This window comes from Rhodococcus sp. 15-2388-1-1a (assembly GCF_002259145.1).
GTDB lineage: Bacteria > Actinomycetota > Actinomycetes > Mycobacteriales > Mycobacteriaceae > Rhodococcoides.
This window is the reverse complement of record NZ_NPFP01000018.1, coordinates 182,864-201,834: the sequence shown is the minus strand read 5'-3', so window position 1 is coordinate 201,834 and position 18,971 is coordinate 182,864. Positions and strand designations below refer to the sequence as shown.

Below are 18,971 nucleotides of genomic sequence, written 5' to 3'. Positions count from 1 at the left end.
GGGGGCTAAAGTCCCGTCGGTGAGCGACGCTTCCTTCCGTACCCGGCTACGCGAATCTCCGGGGGTCGGCAAGCTGACCACCATCAGGTTCGCCGGTCAGTTCGGCGACGGGTTGTTCCAGGCCGCGCTCAGCGGTGCCATTCTGTTCAACCCGGAGCGCGCGACGAATCCTGCCGAGATCGCGGCCGGGTTCGCGGTGCTGCTCGTCCCGTATTCGCTCGTGGGGCCGTTCGCCGGAGCACTACTGGATCGATGGGATCGGCGGTCGGTCCTGCTGTGGGCCAATCTGATCCGCATTGTCCTGATCATGGCCACCGCGCTGCTGCTGTGTGCCGGAGTGGACTCGACACCGCTGTTGCTGCTGGCGCTGGCCACTGTAGGGCTGAGCAGATTCGTACTGGCCGGCGCCTCGGCGTCCTTGCCACACGTGATTCGGCAATCGTGGCTGGTGCCGATGAACTCGGTACTGGCGACCGTCGGATCCGGTTTCGCAGCAGCAGGTGCGGGCCTCGCGGTCGCGGTGATCGGTCTCGTCGGCGCAGGGGATCTCGGTTCGGGCATCGCAGTCGGTCTCGCCGCCACCGGATCGATCGTCGGAGCGATCGCTGCGGCCCGCTTCCGACCACGGTCACTCGGACCGGGCGTCGAGAGCCGCACCGACAGTCCGCTGAAAGACGTTGCTGCAGGGCTGAAATCAGGCGCACAGGCCGTCTGGCGCTCCGCCGGTGTCACGACCGCGATGCTCGGCATCGGTGCGCACCGCATCGTGTTCGGCATCAACACGCTGATCATGGTGTTGATTCTTCGCGAGACTACGGGCAGCACACTGCCCGGCGGCCTCGCCGGCTTCGGCATCGCTGTCGGTGCCACGGCGATCGGCATGTTCCTCGCCGCCCTGATCACCCCCTTCGCCGTTCCCCGTTTCGGGCGCACCCGCACGATCGCCGCCGCGCTTGTGCTCGCCATCGTGGCGCAGCTCGGTGCCGTATCGGGTCTGACGCAGACCAGTCTGCTGATCGGAGCCTTCCTTCTGGGCATCGCCGGGCAGACCGTCAAACTCAGTGGCGACGCTGCCATGCAGATAGAGATCGACGACGCCCATCGCGGACGCGTTTTCGCGTTGCAGGACACCGTGTTCAACGTCGCATTCGTCGCTGCCCTCGCTGCTGCGGCGGTCGCGGTCGGCCCGGACACGACCGATCTGAGCCAGGACCCCACCGCGCACATCCTGGTGTTCGTCGGGGCCGGTATCTACGCTCTCGGCCTGGCCGCGGCGGTGATGAACACCGGGCGCACACGCCGCTGACGTGGTGTACCTTTCCGTATCGGACCGATAGGTTTCGTCGGAGAACACGGGGGCACCGCATGTACGGCCGCACGACGTCGCTCGGGTGCATACTCGCGGTTGCCGCAGGTACGGCCGTTCTTGCTGCGCCCCCGGCGTTCGCAGCACCGCCTCCGCCGGTGAACTCCTGTGGCGAAACAGGATTCGACCCCAAGGACTACCCACCCGAGCCCACCGGGCCGGGCAATCCGCCGCAGCTGCCGCCGTTGCCGGATCGTGTGGTGATCCCCGTGCCGTATCCGTCGATCGAACTCGTGCCGGTTCCCGACCCCGCCCCGAACATCACTCGCGTGCAGGCCGAACCGCTGACCGACCCGTGTGCGGACCCGTGCCCCGATCTCACCGACGACACCGATTCACCGACGCCGGCAACGGGCTCTGCAGATCATCTGCCGTTCCCCCGCATCGAGATCGACCCGCAACCCGAAACCATTCCCATCCCGATTCCCGGCCCGGGCGGCGCACCGGCAACGCCGCCACCCGCACCCGCCATCCCTGCAGCCGAGCCAGGTCCGAAGACTCCGCCTGTGGCGGTACCCACCGTCGGGAGCGTCGCAGTGGTCTCCCAATTGACCGGACCGGGGTCGGAGAACCGCACCGACAAGCGCTGGCAGGTGAACGGAACCGACCTCGGCATCATGTGGGAGAGCAAGCCCGGCGAGGTCGCCGTCGCATTCGGCGATTCCTTCGGTAAGGGGTGGGAGTTCGGCGTCGTCGGCGGCGACGACTGGCGCTCCAACGCGCTCGGCCACAGCACCGACACCGACCTGTCCGACGGTATGACCCTGGACTCGATGGTGCAGGATTCCCGTTGTCACGCAGCCGAATTACTGCCCTCGCGCAAGGTGAAGAACTGGGAGACCACGGTCATTCCCACCTCCGGTTTCGCCATAGACGATCGGCAGTACATGTCGTACATGTCCATCAGGCGCTGGAGCACGATTCCCGGCATGTGGTGGACCAACTACGGCGGCATCGCCTATTCCGACGACAACGGTTCGACCTGGGTCAAGGACGAGCATGCCAAGTGGGACAACGTGTTCGGCTTCTCCAAGTTCCAGGTGTCCACAATGGTCCCGGCGGGGGAGTACGTCTACATGTTCGGCACCGTCAACGGACGCGTCGGACAGGTCGGTCTCGCTCGCGTCCCGAGAACCGACGTACTGAACAAGACCGCTTACCAGTACTGGGTGAACGGCACCTGGGCTCCCGTCGGATCGAACGAGGCCACCCCCATCGCCGACGGTATGGCCGGGGAACTGTCGGTCCGTCACGACGAGTCCCGAGGCCTGTGGCAGATGACGTATCTCGATCCGATCCGCGGGGATCTCGGGCTGCGAGAGGCGAATTCACCCCAAGGGCAGTGGACCGCGCCCAGCACGCTGATCGACACTGCCGAGTACCCGAAGGCGTACGGCGGCTTCATTCACCCGTGGTCGACCTCGAACGAGCTGTACTTCACCATCTCCGAGTGGGACAGCTACAACGTCTACCTCGTCAAGGCCGAGCTTCGCTCGTCCTGAGCACGTGCGCGGGACGCGCCTACTGCGTGGGCCACCACTCGAGCAGCGCGGCCTCGGCGTCCTCGCGGGAGAGCGGTCCTCGATCGAGGCGCAGTTCTTTCAGGAACTTCCATGCCTTGCCCACGTCGGGTCCGGCCGGGATGTTCAGCAACTCCATGATGGCGTTACCGTCGAGGTCCGGCCGCACCCGCGCCAGGTCCTCCTGCTCGGCGATGCGGGCGATGCGTTCTTCCAGGTCGTCGTAGGTGGCCTGCAGCGCCGCAGCTCGACGCTTGTTCCTCGTGGTCGAGTCGGCCCGAACCAGCTTGTGCAGCTTGGGCAGTAGCTCGCCGGCATCGGTGGCGTAGCGACGGACGGCAGAGTCGGTCCACTGACCCTTGCCGTAGCCGTGAAAACGCAGATGCAGGAACACCAGATGCGAGACGTCCTCGATCATCTTCTTGGAATACTTCAAGGCGCGCATGCGCTTTCGGACCAGCTTGGCACCGACGACCTCGTGGTGATGGAAGCTGACTCCGCCGCCCGGCTCGTTTCGCTTGGTATCGGGCTTGCCGATGTCGTGCAGCAGTGCGGCCCAACGCAATACGAGGTCTGGATCGCCGTCCTCGAGATCGATCGCCTGCGCGAGCACCGTCAGCGAGTGGGTGTACACGTCCTTGTGCTGGTGGTGCTCGTCGATCTCGAGCTTCATGTTGGGCACCTCGGGAACGATCCGCTGCGCCAACCCCGTCTCGCACATCACGTCGATACCGTCGACCGGGTGCGCGCCGAGCAACAGCTTGTCCAACTCCACCTGGATTCGCTCGGCGGTGATGCGGTCGATCTGCTCCGCCATGTCCTCGATCGCCCGATGCACCCGAGGCATCAGCGTGAATCCCAACTGAGAGACGAACCGCGCGGCCCGCAGCATCCGCAGTGGATCGTCTCCGAACGATACCTCCGGTGCCGACGGGGTATCGAGAACGCCCTCGAGCAGCGCATCCATACCGCCGAGTGGATCGACGAACTCCTGAGCCCCGTCCGCTCCGAGACGTACTGCCATGGCGTTGACGGTGAAATCGCGTCGAACGAGATCGTCTTCGAGGCTGTTGCCGTACTGCACCTCGGGATTGCGGGAGACCTGATCGTAGGAGTCGGTGCGATAGGTGGTGATCTCGATCGTCTGGCCGTCCTTGGCCGCACTGATGGTCCCGAACGCGATGCCGGTGTCCCACTGATGGTCCGCCCAGCCCGACAGCAACCTCTGCACGTCCTCGGGCCTGGCGTCGGTGGTGAAATCCAAGTCGGTTCCGAGTCGACCGAGAACTGCATCGCGCACCGTGCCACCGACGAGGAAGAGCTCGTGCCCCGCCGCCGCGAACAGTGCACCCAGCGGCGTCAACACCGGAGCGAGTTCGCGCAGCGTCACCGCAGCTCCCGCCAGCAACCTCTCCCGGCGGGCATCGGTGTGCTCGGCGGAAACGGAGGACAGGGACTGATCGGCCACGGTGGAAGAGCCTACTTGCGCCGAGCCGATCGATTGTCCCGGCCTTCACCCCGCGGTGCGGCACAGTAGAAGAGTGCGCACAGGCAACTAGTATGGATCGGGTGTCTGCTGCCGAACGTGCGAACAGGAGCCGCCGCAACCCGCGGCGGCGTCAGGCACGCGCCGACACCGAAGCACCCAAGCTGCGGACCGTCCGCGAGACCTCGGCAGGAGGCCTCGTGGTCGACGGCCTCGACGGGCCGCCGGCCAAACGTTGCGCCGCCCTGATCGGCCGCACCGACCGCCGCGGACGCCTGCTCTGGTCCCTGCCCAAGGGTCACATCGAGCAGGGCGAAACGGCCGAGCAGACGGCCATGCGCGAGGTCGCCGAGGAAACCGGTATCCGCGGTACCGTCCTGGCCTCGCTGGGCAGCATCGACTACTGGTTCGTCACCGAGGGCCGACGCGTCCACAAGACCGTCCACCACTACCTGCTCCGATTCCTGGGCGGCGAACTCTCCGACGAGGACCTCGAAGTGACCGAGGTCGCGTGGGTTCCGCTGACCGAACTACCGTCTCGACTCGCCTATGCCGACGAACGTAAACTCGCCGCCATCGCCACCCGCCTGATCGACGACATGAGCAGCGGCAACTCGGGCGCACCCATCCCCGGCGGGAAGTGATCGTGCGGGCCCGGAAGGTCGCTGCCGCCGCATTGACCACGTTCGTTCTTGCGGTGGCACCGTCGGTCGGCACCGCAGCACTGATCCCCGCGCAGCTTCCCGGCGCCGCAGCCCAACCCGACTCCTCCGTCGGCGACGCGAGCGGCACCACCAGCGCAGTTCCGGACACTCCGATGACGCAGGACGGCAACCCCTTCCTGACGCTGAGCATCGAGACCGTCGCCCCCTCCACCGTCACCACCAGCAGCGACCCGTTCGTCACCGTGCGCGCCACGGTGAGAAACACCGGGGACCGCCGCGTCGACGACGTCAGTGTCCGGATGCAGGCCGCTGCCGCCGTCGACACCACCGCCGGACTGCGGACCTCGTTGACTCTCGACCAGGACCGATTCGAGCGGGTCGGCGATTTCGTCACGGTCGCCGACTCGTTGGAGAAGGACGAGAGCCGCCAGTTCGACATGTCGATGCAGCTGCGCAGCACCACCGAACCCTCGCTGGGAATCGAGGCCCCCGGCGTCTACCCGCTACTGCTCAACGTCAACGGCACCCCCGAATACGGCGGAACCGCACGACTCGACGACGCCCGCTTCCTGCTCCCGGTCGTCGGACTGCCCCGCAATCCCGGTGAGATGGACCCCACCGCTCCCGGCGCGATGCCGCTGCCCCCGAACACCAGCAACCCCGTCGCGATGACGGTCCTGTGGCCACTGGCCGACATTCCTCGTCTCGCTGCCGGAATCCCCGGTTCCGTGGACGAGCGCGTTCGGCTGATCGACGACGAACTCGCCAGCGAACTTGCCGGTGGCGGACGGCTCGACACCCTGCTCAAAGCCGTCGAATTCGCGACGCAACCCGGCCTCGATCCCGACGGCAGACTGGCGTCGAGCCTGTGTATCGGCCTCGACCCCGATCTGCTCGTCACCGTCTCGAACATGACCCGCGGATACCTCGTCGTCGACAACCCGGCCGATCCCGCCAGCACGACCCGCGAGGGCACCGGAAGTGCAGCCGCGGCCCAGTGGCTGTCCCGACTCGAAGCGGTCGCGTCGAGCAGCTGCGTGACGGCGATGCCGTTCGCTCAGACCGATCTGGGAGCGGTGGCCGACATCGGCGATCCCACGTTGCTCAGCAGTGCCGTCAGCACCCCGGCCGACATCGTCGACGGCATCCTCGGCATCACCTCGACGCGAGGCTTCACCTGGAGCACCACCGGTGGGGTCGACCCGGGCACCGCCGATGCTCTGCGGTCGGCCGGCACCGACACCGTGCTGGTCGCCGACAACAGCCTCGACCCGCCGACCTCGGCCCCCACCTCGCTGCTGGTCTCGTCCGAGACCCAGCCGTCGGGGGATCAGCAGACCGAGACACTGGCCGCAACCCACTACGACGCCGCTACTGCTTCGGCGCTGGCCGGCGTCGGAGACACCCCGTCCACGCCCGCCCTGACCCCCACCGAGCAGCGCTTCGATCTCGCCACCGACTCCCGCACCGCACGCCTGCAGGATGCGCTCGGAGCCATCAACTTCCATGCACTCGTCGGCGCCGATCGGCCCGGCCGCACCGTCACCGTCGCGCCCCCGCAGTACTGGACCGCGGGCGGAGACGAACCGTCGGCGATTCTGTCGACGGTGTCCTCGCTGCTGCGTTCCGGTCTGGCGACGCCGCGCCCACTGGCCGAGTTGCTCGCCGAACCCACGTCCGGACCACCGGTGACCAGCATCGACGCGTCCACCGAACTCGATGCCGACACCATCGGCCTGGTGCGATCGCAGAGCGCCCGGGTCGACACCCTGATGCAATCGCTCGTCGACGATCCTCAGTCCGAGCTGACCCCACGGCTGTACACCGCCCCGCTGCGCGAGGACATGCTCCGCGCACTGTCGACGGCGGGTCGCGCGGGCGCCGCCAGTGACGAAACCGGCACCATGGCGAGCGACCGACTCGCCGCCATCCGCATCGGACTGGACACCATCTACGGATCGGTGACCGTGCTGGCCCCGGGCGGGGTCTACACCCTCGCCTCGGAGCAGAGCCCGCTGCTGCTCGTCGCCCGCAACGACCTTCCCGTCCCGGTCAACGTGCTGCTCCGGGTCGATGCGCCGCAGGAGATGACGATCAGTGACGTCGGCATCACCCAACTTCCGGCCCGTGGATCACGGACCATCACCGTCCCGGCCGAGGTGGACGACACCCGCAATCTGTCGGTCGACTTCTCCGTCACGACGCTCGACGGCTCCCGGCTCGGCGAGGTCTCGACGGTGTCCGTTCGATCGAACGCATACGGCCAGGCACTGGCGATAATTACCGCCTGCGCCGGTGCTCTCCTACTGTTACTTGCAGGTCGACGCCTCTGGCACCGTTTCAGAGGTCAACCCGACCCGGCCGACGAAGGGTACGAGAGACCATGACAGGCAACGTCCCGTACGACGGCGACCTGCCGCGGTCACGCATGCCCGCATCGCAGGTGTTCCGGCGCACGACGCCACCGCGATCCGCGCCATGGGAGCGGCAGTCGCGGCCGGAGCTGCGCTCGTACCCGGCGCCGCCGCCGCTCGACGGGCAACCGGCCGCCGACGACACCGTCACCCAGATGATCCCGCGATTCCGGGACGAGGACTACCCGCAGGCACCGTCCGGAACGGTTCCGCCGACCAAGATTCCGCCGGGCGGGTCCGACCCGGCGCCACAGCCCGAACCGAGGCCGCAGAAGTCACTGCTGGCCGCGTCCGGTTCGATCGCGGTAGCGACCCTGGTCAGCCGCATCACCGGATTTGCCAAGCAGGTCGCCATGACGGCCACGCTCGGCCCAGCGCTGGCCAGTGCGTTCACCGTCTCGACGATCCTGCCGAACATGATCTCCGAGCTGGTCCTCGGCGCGGTGCTCGGAGCCATCGTCGTTCCGGTGTTGGTCCGAGCCGAGCAGGAGGACGCCGACGGCGGACGGGCATTCGTTCGGCGCCTCTTCACCATCGCGGTGGCGCTGCTCGGAACCGTGGCGCTCGCGGCCACCATCGCAGCCCCGCTGTTGGCGCGGCTGATGCTCGACGGCGATCCGAAGGTCAACGAGGACCTGACCATCGCGTTCACCTATCTGGTACTGCCCGCGCTGATGTTCTACGGACTGTCCGGCCTGCTCACGGCCGTGCTCAACACCCGGCAGAACTTCAAGCCCGGAGCTTGGGCACCGGTGTACAACAACCTGATCGTGCTCGCGGTGTTCGCTCTGTACTTCGTCATGCCGGGCGAGATCAGCGTGAACCCGGTCGAGATGGGCAACCCCAAACTCCTCGTTCTGGGCCTCGGTGTGACCGCCGGTGTCATCACCCAGGTTCTCGCTCTGATCCCGGCCCTGCGCCGCGAACGCATCGACCTGCGCCCGCTGTGGGGATTCGACGAGCGACTCAAGAAGTTCGGTGCGATGGCCGCCGCGATCGTGCTCTACGTCGTCATCAGCCAGATCGGGCTGATCGTGGCCACCAGGATCGCGTCGGGCACCGACGATGCGAGCAACGTGATCTACTCGCAGGCCTGGATCGTGCTGCAGCTGCCCTACGGCATCCTCGGCGTGACGGTACTGACGGCCATCATGCCCAGACTCAGCCGCAACGCCGCCAACGGTGACACTCCGTCCGTCGTCGACGATCTCTCGGTCGCGACCCGCCTGACGATGGTCGCGCTGGTGCCGATCGTGGTGTTCCTGACCTTCGCGGGGCCTTCGGTGGGCGAGGCGCTGTACGGCTTCGGCCGGTTCGCCGAGGTCGCACCCAGACTCGGCGAGGCCGTCAGCTGGTCGGCGTTCTCCCTCATCCCGTACGCCCTGGTGCTGATTCACCTGCGGGTCTTCTACGCCCGTGAGAAGGCCTGGACACCGACGTGGATCATCCTCGGCATCACCGCCGTCAAGATCGGCCTGTCGTTGCTCGCCCCGATCGTCGCGTCCTCGCCCGAGCAGGTGGTGCTGCTCCTCGGTGCAGCGACCGGCCTGGGCTACACCGTCGGCGCGATCATCGGCGGATACCTGCTCCACAAGAGCCTGGGCAGCCTGCGGATGGCCAACGTCGGCAAGACGGTCTGGCTGGTTCTCATCGCCTCACTGGCCGGCGGCGCGGCCATGCTCGCGATCGACCGGATCCTCGGGCTCGACGCCATGATGAACGGCTGGGTCGGCAACTTCGCCCGCGTGGCGATCGACGCCGTCATCATGCTCGGCATCACGTTCTCGATCCTCTGGTTCGGCAAGATTCCCGAAGTTCTGGCGGTCACTGTGGCCCTGAGCCGCCTCGTCCGCAGATTCCGCGGCGGTTCCGAAGCGCGGGACGCAGATCTCGCTGCTGCAGAAACCGGCGTCATTCCGGTTATTCGATCCGAGCCCACATGGGACACTGCGCGGGATCGGCTCCCGTACCCTGGTCATCGGCACCCGGGGGCAGACGCTCATGAGGGTCGACCGTTCGTAGATCAACACGGGGCATATTCGCCTGAAGGAGTTACTGTGACCGACGACGATGTTGCTGGGGGGCCGGCACAATCTCCAGCAAGCGAAGCCGACCGAACGAGCGGCGGCGTCGAGGTCGACACCCAGGACCGCACCGAGCCCGTGAAGGCCGAGTCTGCTTCTTCCGCCAAGACTCCGAAGCCCGCCGAGACACCGGCGAAGACTGCCGCTGACTCGAAGACTGCAGCCGAGTCGACGGCACCGAGCGCGGCCGCGGCTCCCGAGCAGGACGTCGAGAAGACCGCCGCCGAGGCAACTCCCGTCGAATCCGCTGCCGACAAGCCCGCCGCCGACAAGCCTGCTCCGAAGCCGGTGGATCAGACGATTTCCATCTCCAAGGCTGCTCTCGCGGCGCGTCCGACCGACAAGACCATCTCCATCTCCAAAGCCGATCTCCCGGTCGAGACCCCCGGCGAGAAGAAGTCGACGCAGCAGTCGAAGCCGGAGCAGTCGAAGTCCGCGGCCGATGCGGATTCCGAGAAGACCGCAGCAACCCCGGCCACACCCGGCACTGCCGACTCGACCACCACGGACGAGGCCGCAGCTGCAATGGCCCCGGCGAGCGCTCCCGAGCGCACGCTCCGCGGCCCGACACTCATTCCCGGTGCCTCCGTGGCCGGAGGACGGTACCGACTGCTGGCACCGCACGGCGGCGCACGTGGACTCAAGTTCTGGCAGGCCCACGACGTCAAGCTCGATCGCGAGGTCGCACTGACGTTCGTCGACGCCGATCAGCAATCCACCGCCTCGACCGACGACCGCACCCAGGGACCGCAGGCAATTCTCTCGCGCACGCTCCGTCTGGGTCGGATCAATTCGCCCGGCCTCGCCCGCGTGCTCGACGTGGTGCGTGGCAGCTCCGGTGGCATCGTCGTCGCCGAGTGGACGCCCGGCCGGTCGCTGCGCGAAATGGCCGATACGGTGCCTGCACCCACCGGTGCTGCGCGCGCGATCAAGGTCCTGGCCGCAGCGGCCGAGGCCGCACACCGCAGCGGCGGGGCCCTGTCGATCGATCACCCCGATCGCGTGCGCATCAGCTCCAGCGGCAATGCCGTCCTCGCCTTCCCCGCGACACTGGCCGACGCCGACCCGAGTTCGGATGTCCGCGGACTCGGCGCAATGCTCTACGCGCTGATCACCGCCAGGTGGCCGCTGTCCGACACCACCGGCGGTGCCGTCGTATCCGGTGATGCCGCTCAGGCCCGCAGCGTCGGTGGCATGCGCCCGGCCGACCGCGACGACAAGGGTGCCCCGCTCGAGCCGCGACAGGTCCGTCCGGATGTTCCGTTCGAGATCTCCGCCGTCGCAGTGCGGGCACTGGAACAGAACAGCGGAATCCGCACCGCTGCCACCGTGCAGCACGTCCTCGATCAAGCAGCGGTCGTCAACGACAAGACGGATCTGATGCCGGCGCTGCGACTGGGCCAGCGAGCGCCCGGTGCCAGTGGGCACTCGCTCGCGGATCCCGAGGAGATCGCCGCCGAGAAGGCCAAGTCGATGCGCACCAACATCGCCATCGCGGTACTCGGCGCACTAACTGTCGTCGTTCTCGCGTTCGCCGGCTTCTGGCTGTTCACTTCGATTGCCGGCAACGACACCGACACTCCGCTCGACACCCAGGACTTCGGTCTCACCACTCCGGCCACCGCACCACCGGCAGGCGATGCGACTGCTCCTCCGGCCGAGGCCGGTGGACCGGTGGCGATGAACGGCGTCAGCGTGTTCTCACCCCAGGGTTCCGCGGACAACCCGAGTACCGCCTCCAACGTGATCGACAACGACCCCAACACCGCGTGGACGACCGACTCGTACTTCCAGCAGTTCCCGGCCCTCAAGAACGGTGTCGGCCTGCTCGTGTCCATCCCGTCCTCGACGCTGCAGAACGCGTGGATCGAATCGACGTCTCCAGGAACCGTCGTGGAGATCCGGTCGGCCCCGAACGACTCACCCAGCCTGAGCGACACCACGCTGCTCGGTGAAGCCACGCTGCAGAACGGCCGAACCGACATCGCCCTCAGCGACACGGAGCCGACCGGGAACGTGCTCGTCTGGATCACGAGTCTCGGTGAACAGGGCGGTCGCATCGCCACCTCGATCTCCGGGATCGGTTTCGACTCCTAGATCGGGCATTCGGTAACCAAAACGGGTTCGTTTCGTACTTCGCGGTCTCGATGGCCTAGGCTCCCCCCAATGCGTTAACACGGGGGGAGCCGTTTTCGTATGACCGAACGTTTCGATTCGGCGCCAGGGGAGCGCACGGATGCGGAGCTTCTTGCTGCCCATGCGGCCGGGGAGCCGAATGCCTTCGCCACACTGATCTACCGACACCACGAACATCTGTGGCTGACGGCCCGCCGGACGAGCTACACGCCCGAGGACGCCTCCGATGCTCTGCAGGAGGCATTGCTCTCCGCCCATCGCACGGCCGGGTCGTTTCGCGCCGACGCCGCAGTGCGGAGTTGGCTGCACAAGATCGTCGTCAATGCCTGCCTCGACCGTATCCGTAGAAACAAGGCTCGCCCGTCGGTTCCGTTGAGCGAGAACGAAAGTCACGAGCCGGTGTCGCCCAGGGATCGGATCTCCGAGACGGAGACGAGCATTCTCGTTCGGCAGGCTCTGATGACGTTGCCGCCCGACCAACGTGCAGCCGTCGTCATCGTGGACATGGAGGGCTACTCGGTGGCCGACGCTGCCGCATTGCTCGGCGTTCCCACCGGTACCGTCAAGAGTCGATGCGCCCGCGGTCGACTCAAACTCTCGACGCAGCTCGCGTACTTGAAAGATGCGGGGAACCGAATCTGACCCCCTCGCGTCTATACCGTGTGAGAGGGAAAGCAGACCAGGCGAAGGGAGGCAGGAACGTGCCGTCGAGCACCGACGCTCTACAAGCCCCGTTCTCGCCGGAGCTACTCGCCGATCTGCATGCGGATGCACTTCCCGAGGACGTCAGTAGGCAACTGTGGCCACTGGTTCGACTCGACGAGGATTCGATGCAGATACTCGCCGGTCTCGACGCCGTCTCGGCTCGACTGCACGAGGTGGGCGAGGATCCCACCGGGACGATGCCGATTCCGCCCGACGTCGCTCGGCAGATCGATCGCACCCTCCACACGGTCGAGCAATCGGCGGTCGAGCAATCGGCGTCCCCGGTGGGCGTCGTCGTTCCGCTGCGTCCGCGCAGACGCCGTGTCGTTCTCGGAACCGCCGCTGCCGCAATACTTCTGGCGACCGGATCGATTGCTGCCGCGGCGGTCCTGTTCACACCGGACGAACCCGAATCGATCACTGCCGACCCGTCGCAGGCTCCGGATTCGTCGCTGGTTCTCGATTCTGCCGACCTCGACTCCGGTTTCGCGTTCAGCATCATCGGCAAGCGTGATCCCGGGGTACTGGCCGATCCGGCCGACCTCGCTGCCTGTCTGCAATCCAACGATGTGGATCCGGCCACCACCGTTCTCGGATCGAGTCGAGTGCGCGTCGACGGGCGAGACGGAACCCTGCTGGTCCTCGCCGGAGCGCAGCCCGCACAGTTCATCGCCCTTGCGGTGGGTAACGACTGTGGCACCGCCAACCCGGACGTGCTGACGCGTCGGGATATCGGCTGACAGATCTCTCACCGGGGAACAACTGCCTCTAGGGTGGTGTTGACCAGATGTACGTCGACCGGCGTGTGCGCTGAGCACTCGGTTGTCGACCGCACGTATACCCCGCACATGATCGGAAGGTCTGCATTGAGTACCCCCAAGGTTCACGATCTCATCATCGTCGGCTCGGGACCGGCCGGTTACACCGCCGGTGTCTACGCCGCACGGGCGGAACTGGAACCGATCCTGTTCGAGGGAACGCAGTTCGGCGGTGCGTTGATGACCACCACCGAGGTCGAGAATTTTCCCGGGTTCCGCGAGGGCATCATGGGCCCGGATCTGATGGAACAGATGCGCGAGCAGGCGAAACGATTCGGTGCCGACATCCGAACCGAGGACGTCGAGGAGCTCGACCTGACGGGCCCGATCAAGACGGTCTCCGCCGGCGGCGAGACCTACCGTGCCCGCGCGATCATCCTCGCGATGGGCGCAGCAGCTCGCTACCTATCCATCCCCGGTGAGGAGAAGTTGCTCGGACGCGGCGTCAGCGCCTGCGCCACCTGTGACGGCTTCTTCTTCCGCGATCAGGACATCGCCGTCATCGGTGGTGGCGACTCGGCCATGGAGGAAGCGACCTTCCTCACTCGCTTCGCCCGCAGTGTCACGATCGTGCACCGCCGCAGCGAGTTCCGTGCGTCGCGCATCATGCTCGAACGCGCCAAGAACAACGACAAGATTCGCTTCCTCACCGATACCAAGGTGCTCGAGGTCCTCGGCGACACCAGCGTCACCGGGCTTTCGCTCGAGCACGCGGAAACCGGCGAGAAGACCACTCTCGACGTGACCGGAATGTTCGTGGCGATCGGCCACGATCCCCGCAACGAGCTGGTCAAAGGCCAGGTCGAGCTCGACGACGCCGGCTACGTCACGGTCGCGTCGCCCACTTCGGCCACGTCCGTCGAAGGCGTGTTCGCTGCCGGAGACCTCGTCGATCACGTGTACCAGCAGGCCATCACGGCTGCGGGTACGGGCTGCACCGCGTCGATCGACGCCGAGCGCTGGTTGGCCGAGCAGGGCGACATCACCAGCAACACGCTCGAACACGCCGACCAGCCGGTCGACGCAGTCAACGCCTGACAGGCACCGAACTTCCAACATCGAGGAGATACACAATGTCCGACGACAAGAGCACAGTCACCATCACCGACGCGTCGTTCGTCGACGATGTTCTGACCAGTGAGAAGCCCGTCCTGGTCGACTTCTGGGCCACCTGGTGCGGCCCGTGCAAGATGGTCGCCCCGGTTCTTGAGGAAATCGCGGCCGAGCACAAGGACAAGCTCACCATCGCCAAGCTCGACATCGACGCCAACCCGCAGGCTGCTCGCGACTTCAAGGTCATGTCGATTCCCACGCTGATCCTCTTCCAGGGTGGCAAGCCGGTCAAGCAAATTGTCGGCGCAAAGGGCAAGGCCGCGCTGCTCAAGGACCTCGAAGGCGTTATCTGACTCACCCACACACAGTGTGGATTGCAGCGGAAGCCAGTCTTTCTGCGACAATCATCGGATGTGCCGATGCTTCGGCATCGGCACATCAGCTGCAAGTGTGAGTGCCGTCGGAACGATCGAGAGGCTTTGTCGAGGATGCAGGAACTCAGTCACGGCGATTCCGGACCCGCCGTCGCCGAGGTCCGCGGCACTCTGTCGGCTCTCGGATTTCTTCACGAAGCAGTCGTTCCCCCCGGCCCGATGGACGACGGCCACTGGACAGCTCCCGGTTCCGTCTTCGACGGTGCCCTCGGTGGAGCAGTACGCGCATTCCAGCAGCATCGCGGTCTGCTGGTCGACGGTGTGGTCGGCCCGGCCACGTATCGCGCGCTGAAAGAAGCGTCGTACCATCTCGGCGCTCGAACCCTCATCTACCAGCTGTCCGCACCGCTGTACGGCGACGATGTCGCCTCGTTGCAAACGAGGCTGCAGGATCTCGGCTTCTACAACGAACGCGTCGACGGCTTCTTCGGCCCCCGCACACACGAGGGCCTGTCTTCGTTCCAGCGCGAGATCGGACTCTCCCCGGACGGCATCTGTGGACCGGCGACCCTGCGCTCTCTCGACCTTCTCGGAACTCGCGTCACCGGTGGATCCCCTCACGCCATGAGCGAGGAAGAACTCGTTCGCAAGTCCGGACCGCAGTTGACCGGCAAGCGCATCGTGATCGATCCCGATCTCGGTGGAGCCGACACCGGACGCATCGTCGACGGAGCCTTCGGCCGCGTCTCCGAATCGGAGATTCTCTGGGATCTGGCGAGTCGACTCGAAGGCCGCATGGCCGCGACCGGAATGGAGACCTTCCTCTCCCGTGCGCGCGGGACCAATCCTTCGGTCGCCGACCGCGCCGAGACGGCCAACGCCTGGGGTGCCGATCTGATGATCTCGTTGCGCTGCGCATCGAGCACCAGCCCCGTGGCCAACGGCGTCGCGAGCTTCCACTTCGGTAACTCGCACGGATCCACCTCGATGATCGGTCAAGTACTGACCAGCTACGTGCAGCGTGAAATCGTCGCCCGCACACCGCTTCTCGACTGCCGCAGCCACGGCCGCACGTGGGATCTGTTGCGCCTGACCAACATGCCGACCATCCAGATCGATCTCGGCTACCTCACCAACGAATCCGACGTCGAAGTTCTCAGCGACCCGCGGTTCCGCGACATCATCGCCGAAGCGATTCTGATCGCCGTGAAGCGCCTGTACCTACTCGGTCAGGACGATCAGCCGACCGGAACGTTCACCTTCGCCGAGTTGCTCGCCGAAGAGCTCGCTGCCTCCGATCGCCCCTGACCTACCGCGCGCGAACGCGTCGGTCGGTGAACGGTCAGCGCGCCCCGACCGTCGACTTCTGCTCGATATCGACGACGGAGATGCTGGCCGCGATCAGTAGCTGCTCGAGTGCAGACTCGACATCCTGCTTCCACCCGTGATCGCGATCGAGCTCGAGCCTCAGTCTCGGAAATCTGTGGTGGGGAGCAATGACCTCGAACCCGACCTTCTCGAGGAAGTCCGCTTCGATCATGCACGTCGACGCCGAACACGTCAGCTGCGCCGTGGCGTTCGGAACCGCCGGCGCAGCATCGTCGGCGTTGCGCCGAATACCGAACGCCTCCAGAGCGCGAACTCCACGATTGACGAGATCGCCCACGACCGCCTGAATCAGCGTGGCCGAATGCAGGTCCGCGTCGTCCGGCGAATCGATCCGGAGTTGGGTCAGTAGAACTGCATCGTGACTGACCGGCGATGTCGGGAACGTCGTCGCCCGCGGAACTGCGCGGGGTGGACAGTAGAGGGCGCATCCGATCGTCCTGCCGTCGACGGACAGCAACTGCCCGCACGATCCCCACTCGAGCATGATGGTCGACAGCCATACTTCGTTCTCGAATTCGAGGTCGACCGAGGAACTCTCCGACGCGGGGTCGAGGACCCAGAAGCTGCATCGCCGCGAATGCGTCGGCAAGTGCTCGAACGAACCGAGCGTCACTCCGGTCACCATCGCCGACACCGCTTACCTCAGCCTTCGTGCTCTCGTTCACCGCGAGAATTCTCGATCGGAGCCGATCAGCTCCTCGATCAGGATAGGCGATTGATTCGTTTAACCCGTCGGGTGGAGCCGATCATTCAAATGTGTTGTATCACAGTATTTTTCGAGCAGATTTCGAGATTTCGGGACCGCCTCCGACCGAGCTACGTCACAGTGACGTTTCGACCGCGTATGACTGGTCCTGAAAAATCGCCGCTACTTTTTCTTCTGCGCTTCCATCATCTCGACGATCCTCTGAAGGTCGTCGACCGAACCGAATTCGACCACGATCTTCCCTTTTCGCTTGCCGAGACTGACCGTCACCCGTGTATCGAACGAATCCGAGAGGCGATCGGCGACGTCCTGGAGGCCCGGCATCTGAATCGGCTTGCGCCGGGGTGCCGGTTCCGGGCTCTTTCCGTCCTCCCGATTGGCAAGGGTGACGGCCTCTTCGGTCGCGCGAACGGACAGACCTTCGGCGACGATTCGCGCCGCCAACGACTCCTGCGCATCCGACCCAGCGTCCAGCGACAGCAAGGCGCGGGCGTGGCCGGCCGACAGAACTCCGGCAGCGACTCGTCGTTGCACGGGAATCGGCAGCTTCAACAGACGAATCATGTTGGTGACGACCGGACGTGACCGACCGATTTTCGCGGCCAATTCCTCGTGCGTGACGTCGAATTCTTCGAGCAGCTGTTGATACGCGGCCGCTTCTTCGAGCGGATTGAGCTGCACCCGATGGATGTTCTCGAGCAAGGCATCGCGCAACATGGCGTCGTCTGCGGTTTCCCGAACGATCGCGGGGATCGACTCGAGGCCGGCTTCTTGGCTTGCTCGCCACCGACGCTCGCCCATGACGAGCTGATATTTCGCGTCTCCGGCGGCAGCGGAACCCGATACGAGGCGAACCACGATGGGCTGCATGAGCCCGAATTCGCGGATCGAGTGAACCAATTCGGCCAACGAGTCGTCGTCGAAGACGTGCCTCGGCTGCTTCGGATTGGCTTCGATTCGATCCGGTGCGATCTCGCGGTAGACGGCGCCGACGGGGGAGAGGTCGTCTCCACTCAGCACCGGCGGTGTCGGTGTGGGTGCCGTCGCGGTCTCGGTGGGCTCGTCGGCCGGTGCGGTTCGTTTCGGCTTGGTGGACGTGTCCGGACGGTCCTTCGCGTTGCGATCGGCCCCGATTATCACGTCTGCTGCAGCGTTGCCCAGACGTGGGCCGGCGTCAGGTCCGGTGGGGATCAGTGAGGCCAGGCCGCGGCCCAGACCACCTTTGCGCGTTGAGCTCATCTGGTTACTTCTTTCGTGCTTCGTCGATGCCGGCCGATCGGGCAGCGAGCTCTCGTCCGGCGTCCAGGTAGCTCATCGCACCTCGTGAACCCGGGTCGTAATCCAACACCGTCATGCCGTACCCGGGAGCCTCGGATACCTTCACGCTGCGAGGTATGACGGCGCGCAGGACGGCGTCGCCGAAGTGCTTGCGAACCTCTTCCGCGACCTGGTCTGCCAACTTGGTGCGCCCGTCGTACATCGTCAGGATCACGGTGGAGACGTGGAGTTCGGGATTCAGATGCGACTGCACCAGCTCGATATTGCGAAGGAGCTGGCCCACACCTTCGAGCGCGTAGTACTCGCATTGAATGGGGATGAGCACCTCGGTCGCAGCGACGAGCGCGTTGACCGTCAGCAGACCGAGCGACGGGGGGCAGTCGATCAGGATGAAGTCGGCGTCGATGCCGGCGAGCTCCTCCACCGACAGCGCCGTCTTGAGGCGCCCTTCACGGGCGACCATGGACACCAATTCGATCTCTGCGCCGGCGAGGTCGATGGTTGCCGGGATGCAGAACAACCTGTCGCTGTGGGGACTCTTCTGCACTGCGTCCTTGGCGCTCACCTCACCGATGAGGACCTCGTAGCTGGACGGCACACCGGAGTGATGCTCGACGCCCAACGCGGTGCTGGCGTTGCCCTGAGGGTCCAGGTCGACCACCAGAACTGTCAGGCCCTGGAGTGCGAGTGCGGCAGCCAGGTTCACGGCGGTCGTCGTCTTCCCGACGCCGCCCTTCTGATTGGCAATCGTCAGCATGCGTCGCTTCGCAGGTTTCGGCAGCGACACCGATCCAGGATGCAGAACTTGGCTGGCTCGATGTGCCGCGGCGCCGATGGGAGTGTCGTTCGGTGAGATCGCGTTGGTGTACTCGAACCCGGAGTTGGCCGCCACCCCCGACTTGTTCCCCGAGTTGCTCGACGCGTTCTTCTTGGACGCTGTTTCACGTGAAACAGCGGGATCGGACCCACCCGACATA

14 protein-coding genes are annotated in these 18,971 nt (G+C 65.8%); 10 read left to right on the top strand and 4 right to left on the bottom strand.

Annotated elements, in window-relative coordinates; genetic code table 11:
* Positions 1 to 19 precede the first annotated feature (19 nt).
* Positions 20 to 1,306: an MFS transporter gene (locus tag CH302_RS12555; protein WP_037195275.1), complete on the top strand. Its 1,287-nt coding sequence runs from the start codon at positions 20 to 22 to the stop codon at positions 1,304 to 1,306.
* Between the two features lie 59 nt (positions 1,307 to 1,365).
* The gene (locus tag CH302_RS12550) at positions 1,366 to 2,868 is read left to right on the top strand and encodes a DUF4185 domain-containing protein (protein ID WP_037195277.1); all 1,503 of its coding nucleotides are present in this window, start codon (positions 1,366 to 1,368) and stop codon (positions 2,866 to 2,868) included.
* A 19-nt stretch (positions 2,869 to 2,887) separates the two neighbouring features.
* On the opposite strand, the gene CH302_RS12545 is transcribed toward CH302_RS12550, so the two are convergent.
* The gene (locus tag CH302_RS12545; protein ID WP_037195279.1) at positions 2,888 to 4,354 is read right to left on the bottom strand and encodes a CCA tRNA nucleotidyltransferase; all 1,467 of its coding nucleotides are present in this window, start codon (positions 4,352 to 4,354) and stop codon (positions 2,888 to 2,890) included.
* A 101-nt stretch (positions 4,355 to 4,455) separates the two neighbouring features.
* On the opposite strand from CH302_RS12545, the gene CH302_RS12540 reads away from it, so the two are divergent.
* The 8 genes from CH302_RS12540 (at position 4,456) to CH302_RS12505 (ending at position 15,929) form a co-directional block, all read left to right on the top strand.
* The gene (locus tag CH302_RS12540; protein WP_032396972.1) at positions 4,456 to 5,016 is read left to right on the top strand and encodes an NUDIX hydrolase; all 561 of its coding nucleotides are present in this window, start codon (positions 4,456 to 4,458) and stop codon (positions 5,014 to 5,016) included.
* 2 nt (positions 5,017 to 5,018) lie between these two features.
* Complete coding sequence (locus tag CH302_RS12535) at positions 5,019 to 7,424, top strand: glycoprotein (RefSeq protein ID WP_094649960.1); 2,406 nt, start codon at positions 5,019 to 5,021, stop codon at positions 7,422 to 7,424.
* On the top strand, positions 7,421 to 11,632 hold the full coding sequence (locus CH302_RS12530) for a lipid II flippase MurJ (protein ID WP_037195283.1): 4,212 nt from the start codon (positions 7,421 to 7,423) through the stop codon (positions 11,630 to 11,632). The genes CH302_RS12535 and CH302_RS12530 overlap by 4 nt, the downstream gene beginning before the upstream one ends.
* Before the next feature lie 99 nt (positions 11,633 to 11,731).
* Complete coding sequence (sigM, locus tag CH302_RS12525; protein WP_037195284.1) at positions 11,732 to 12,313, top strand: RNA polymerase sigma factor SigM; 582 nt, start codon at positions 11,732 to 11,734, stop codon at positions 12,311 to 12,313.
* A 59-nt stretch (positions 12,314 to 12,372) separates the two neighbouring features.
* On the top strand, positions 12,373 to 13,116 hold the full coding sequence (locus tag CH302_RS12520) for a hypothetical protein (protein WP_037195708.1): 744 nt from the start codon (positions 12,373 to 12,375) through the stop codon (positions 13,114 to 13,116).
* A gap of 126 nt (positions 13,117 to 13,242) precedes the next feature.
* A complete protein-coding gene (trxB, locus tag CH302_RS12515; protein WP_037195710.1) occupies positions 13,243 to 14,232 on the top strand; it encodes a thioredoxin-disulfide reductase in 990 nt (329 codons plus the stop codon).
* Positions 14,233 to 14,267: 35 nt separating this feature from the next.
* The gene (gene trxA / locus CH302_RS12510) at positions 14,268 to 14,600 is read left to right on the top strand and encodes a thioredoxin (RefSeq protein ID WP_008711582.1); all 333 of its coding nucleotides are present in this window, start codon (positions 14,268 to 14,270) and stop codon (positions 14,598 to 14,600) included.
* Positions 14,601 to 14,735: 135 nt separating this feature from the next.
* The gene (locus CH302_RS12505; protein ID WP_037195287.1) at positions 14,736 to 15,929 is read left to right on the top strand and encodes an N-acetylmuramoyl-L-alanine amidase; all 1,194 of its coding nucleotides are present in this window, start codon (positions 14,736 to 14,738) and stop codon (positions 15,927 to 15,929) included.
* Positions 15,930 to 15,963: 34 nt separating this feature from the next.
* Here CH302_RS12505 and CH302_RS12500 read toward each other — a convergent pair whose 3' ends face one another.
* The 3 genes from CH302_RS12500 to CH302_RS12490 form a co-directional block, all read right to left on the bottom strand.
* The gene (locus tag CH302_RS12500; RefSeq protein ID WP_037195290.1) at positions 15,964 to 16,644 is read right to left on the bottom strand and encodes a hypothetical protein; all 681 of its coding nucleotides are present in this window, start codon (positions 16,642 to 16,644) and stop codon (positions 15,964 to 15,966) included.
* A 234-nt stretch (positions 16,645 to 16,878) separates the two neighbouring features.
* Positions 16,879 to 17,955: a ParB/RepB/Spo0J family partition protein gene (locus tag CH302_RS12495; RefSeq protein WP_037195292.1), complete on the bottom strand. Its 1,077-nt coding sequence runs from the start codon at positions 17,953 to 17,955 to the stop codon at positions 16,879 to 16,881.
* A gap of 4 nt (positions 17,956 to 17,959) precedes the next feature.
* Complete coding sequence (locus CH302_RS12490) at positions 17,960 to 18,970, bottom strand: ParA family protein (protein WP_037195294.1); 1,011 nt, start codon at positions 18,968 to 18,970, stop codon at positions 17,960 to 17,962.
* Between the last annotated feature and the right edge of the window lies 1 nt (position 18,971).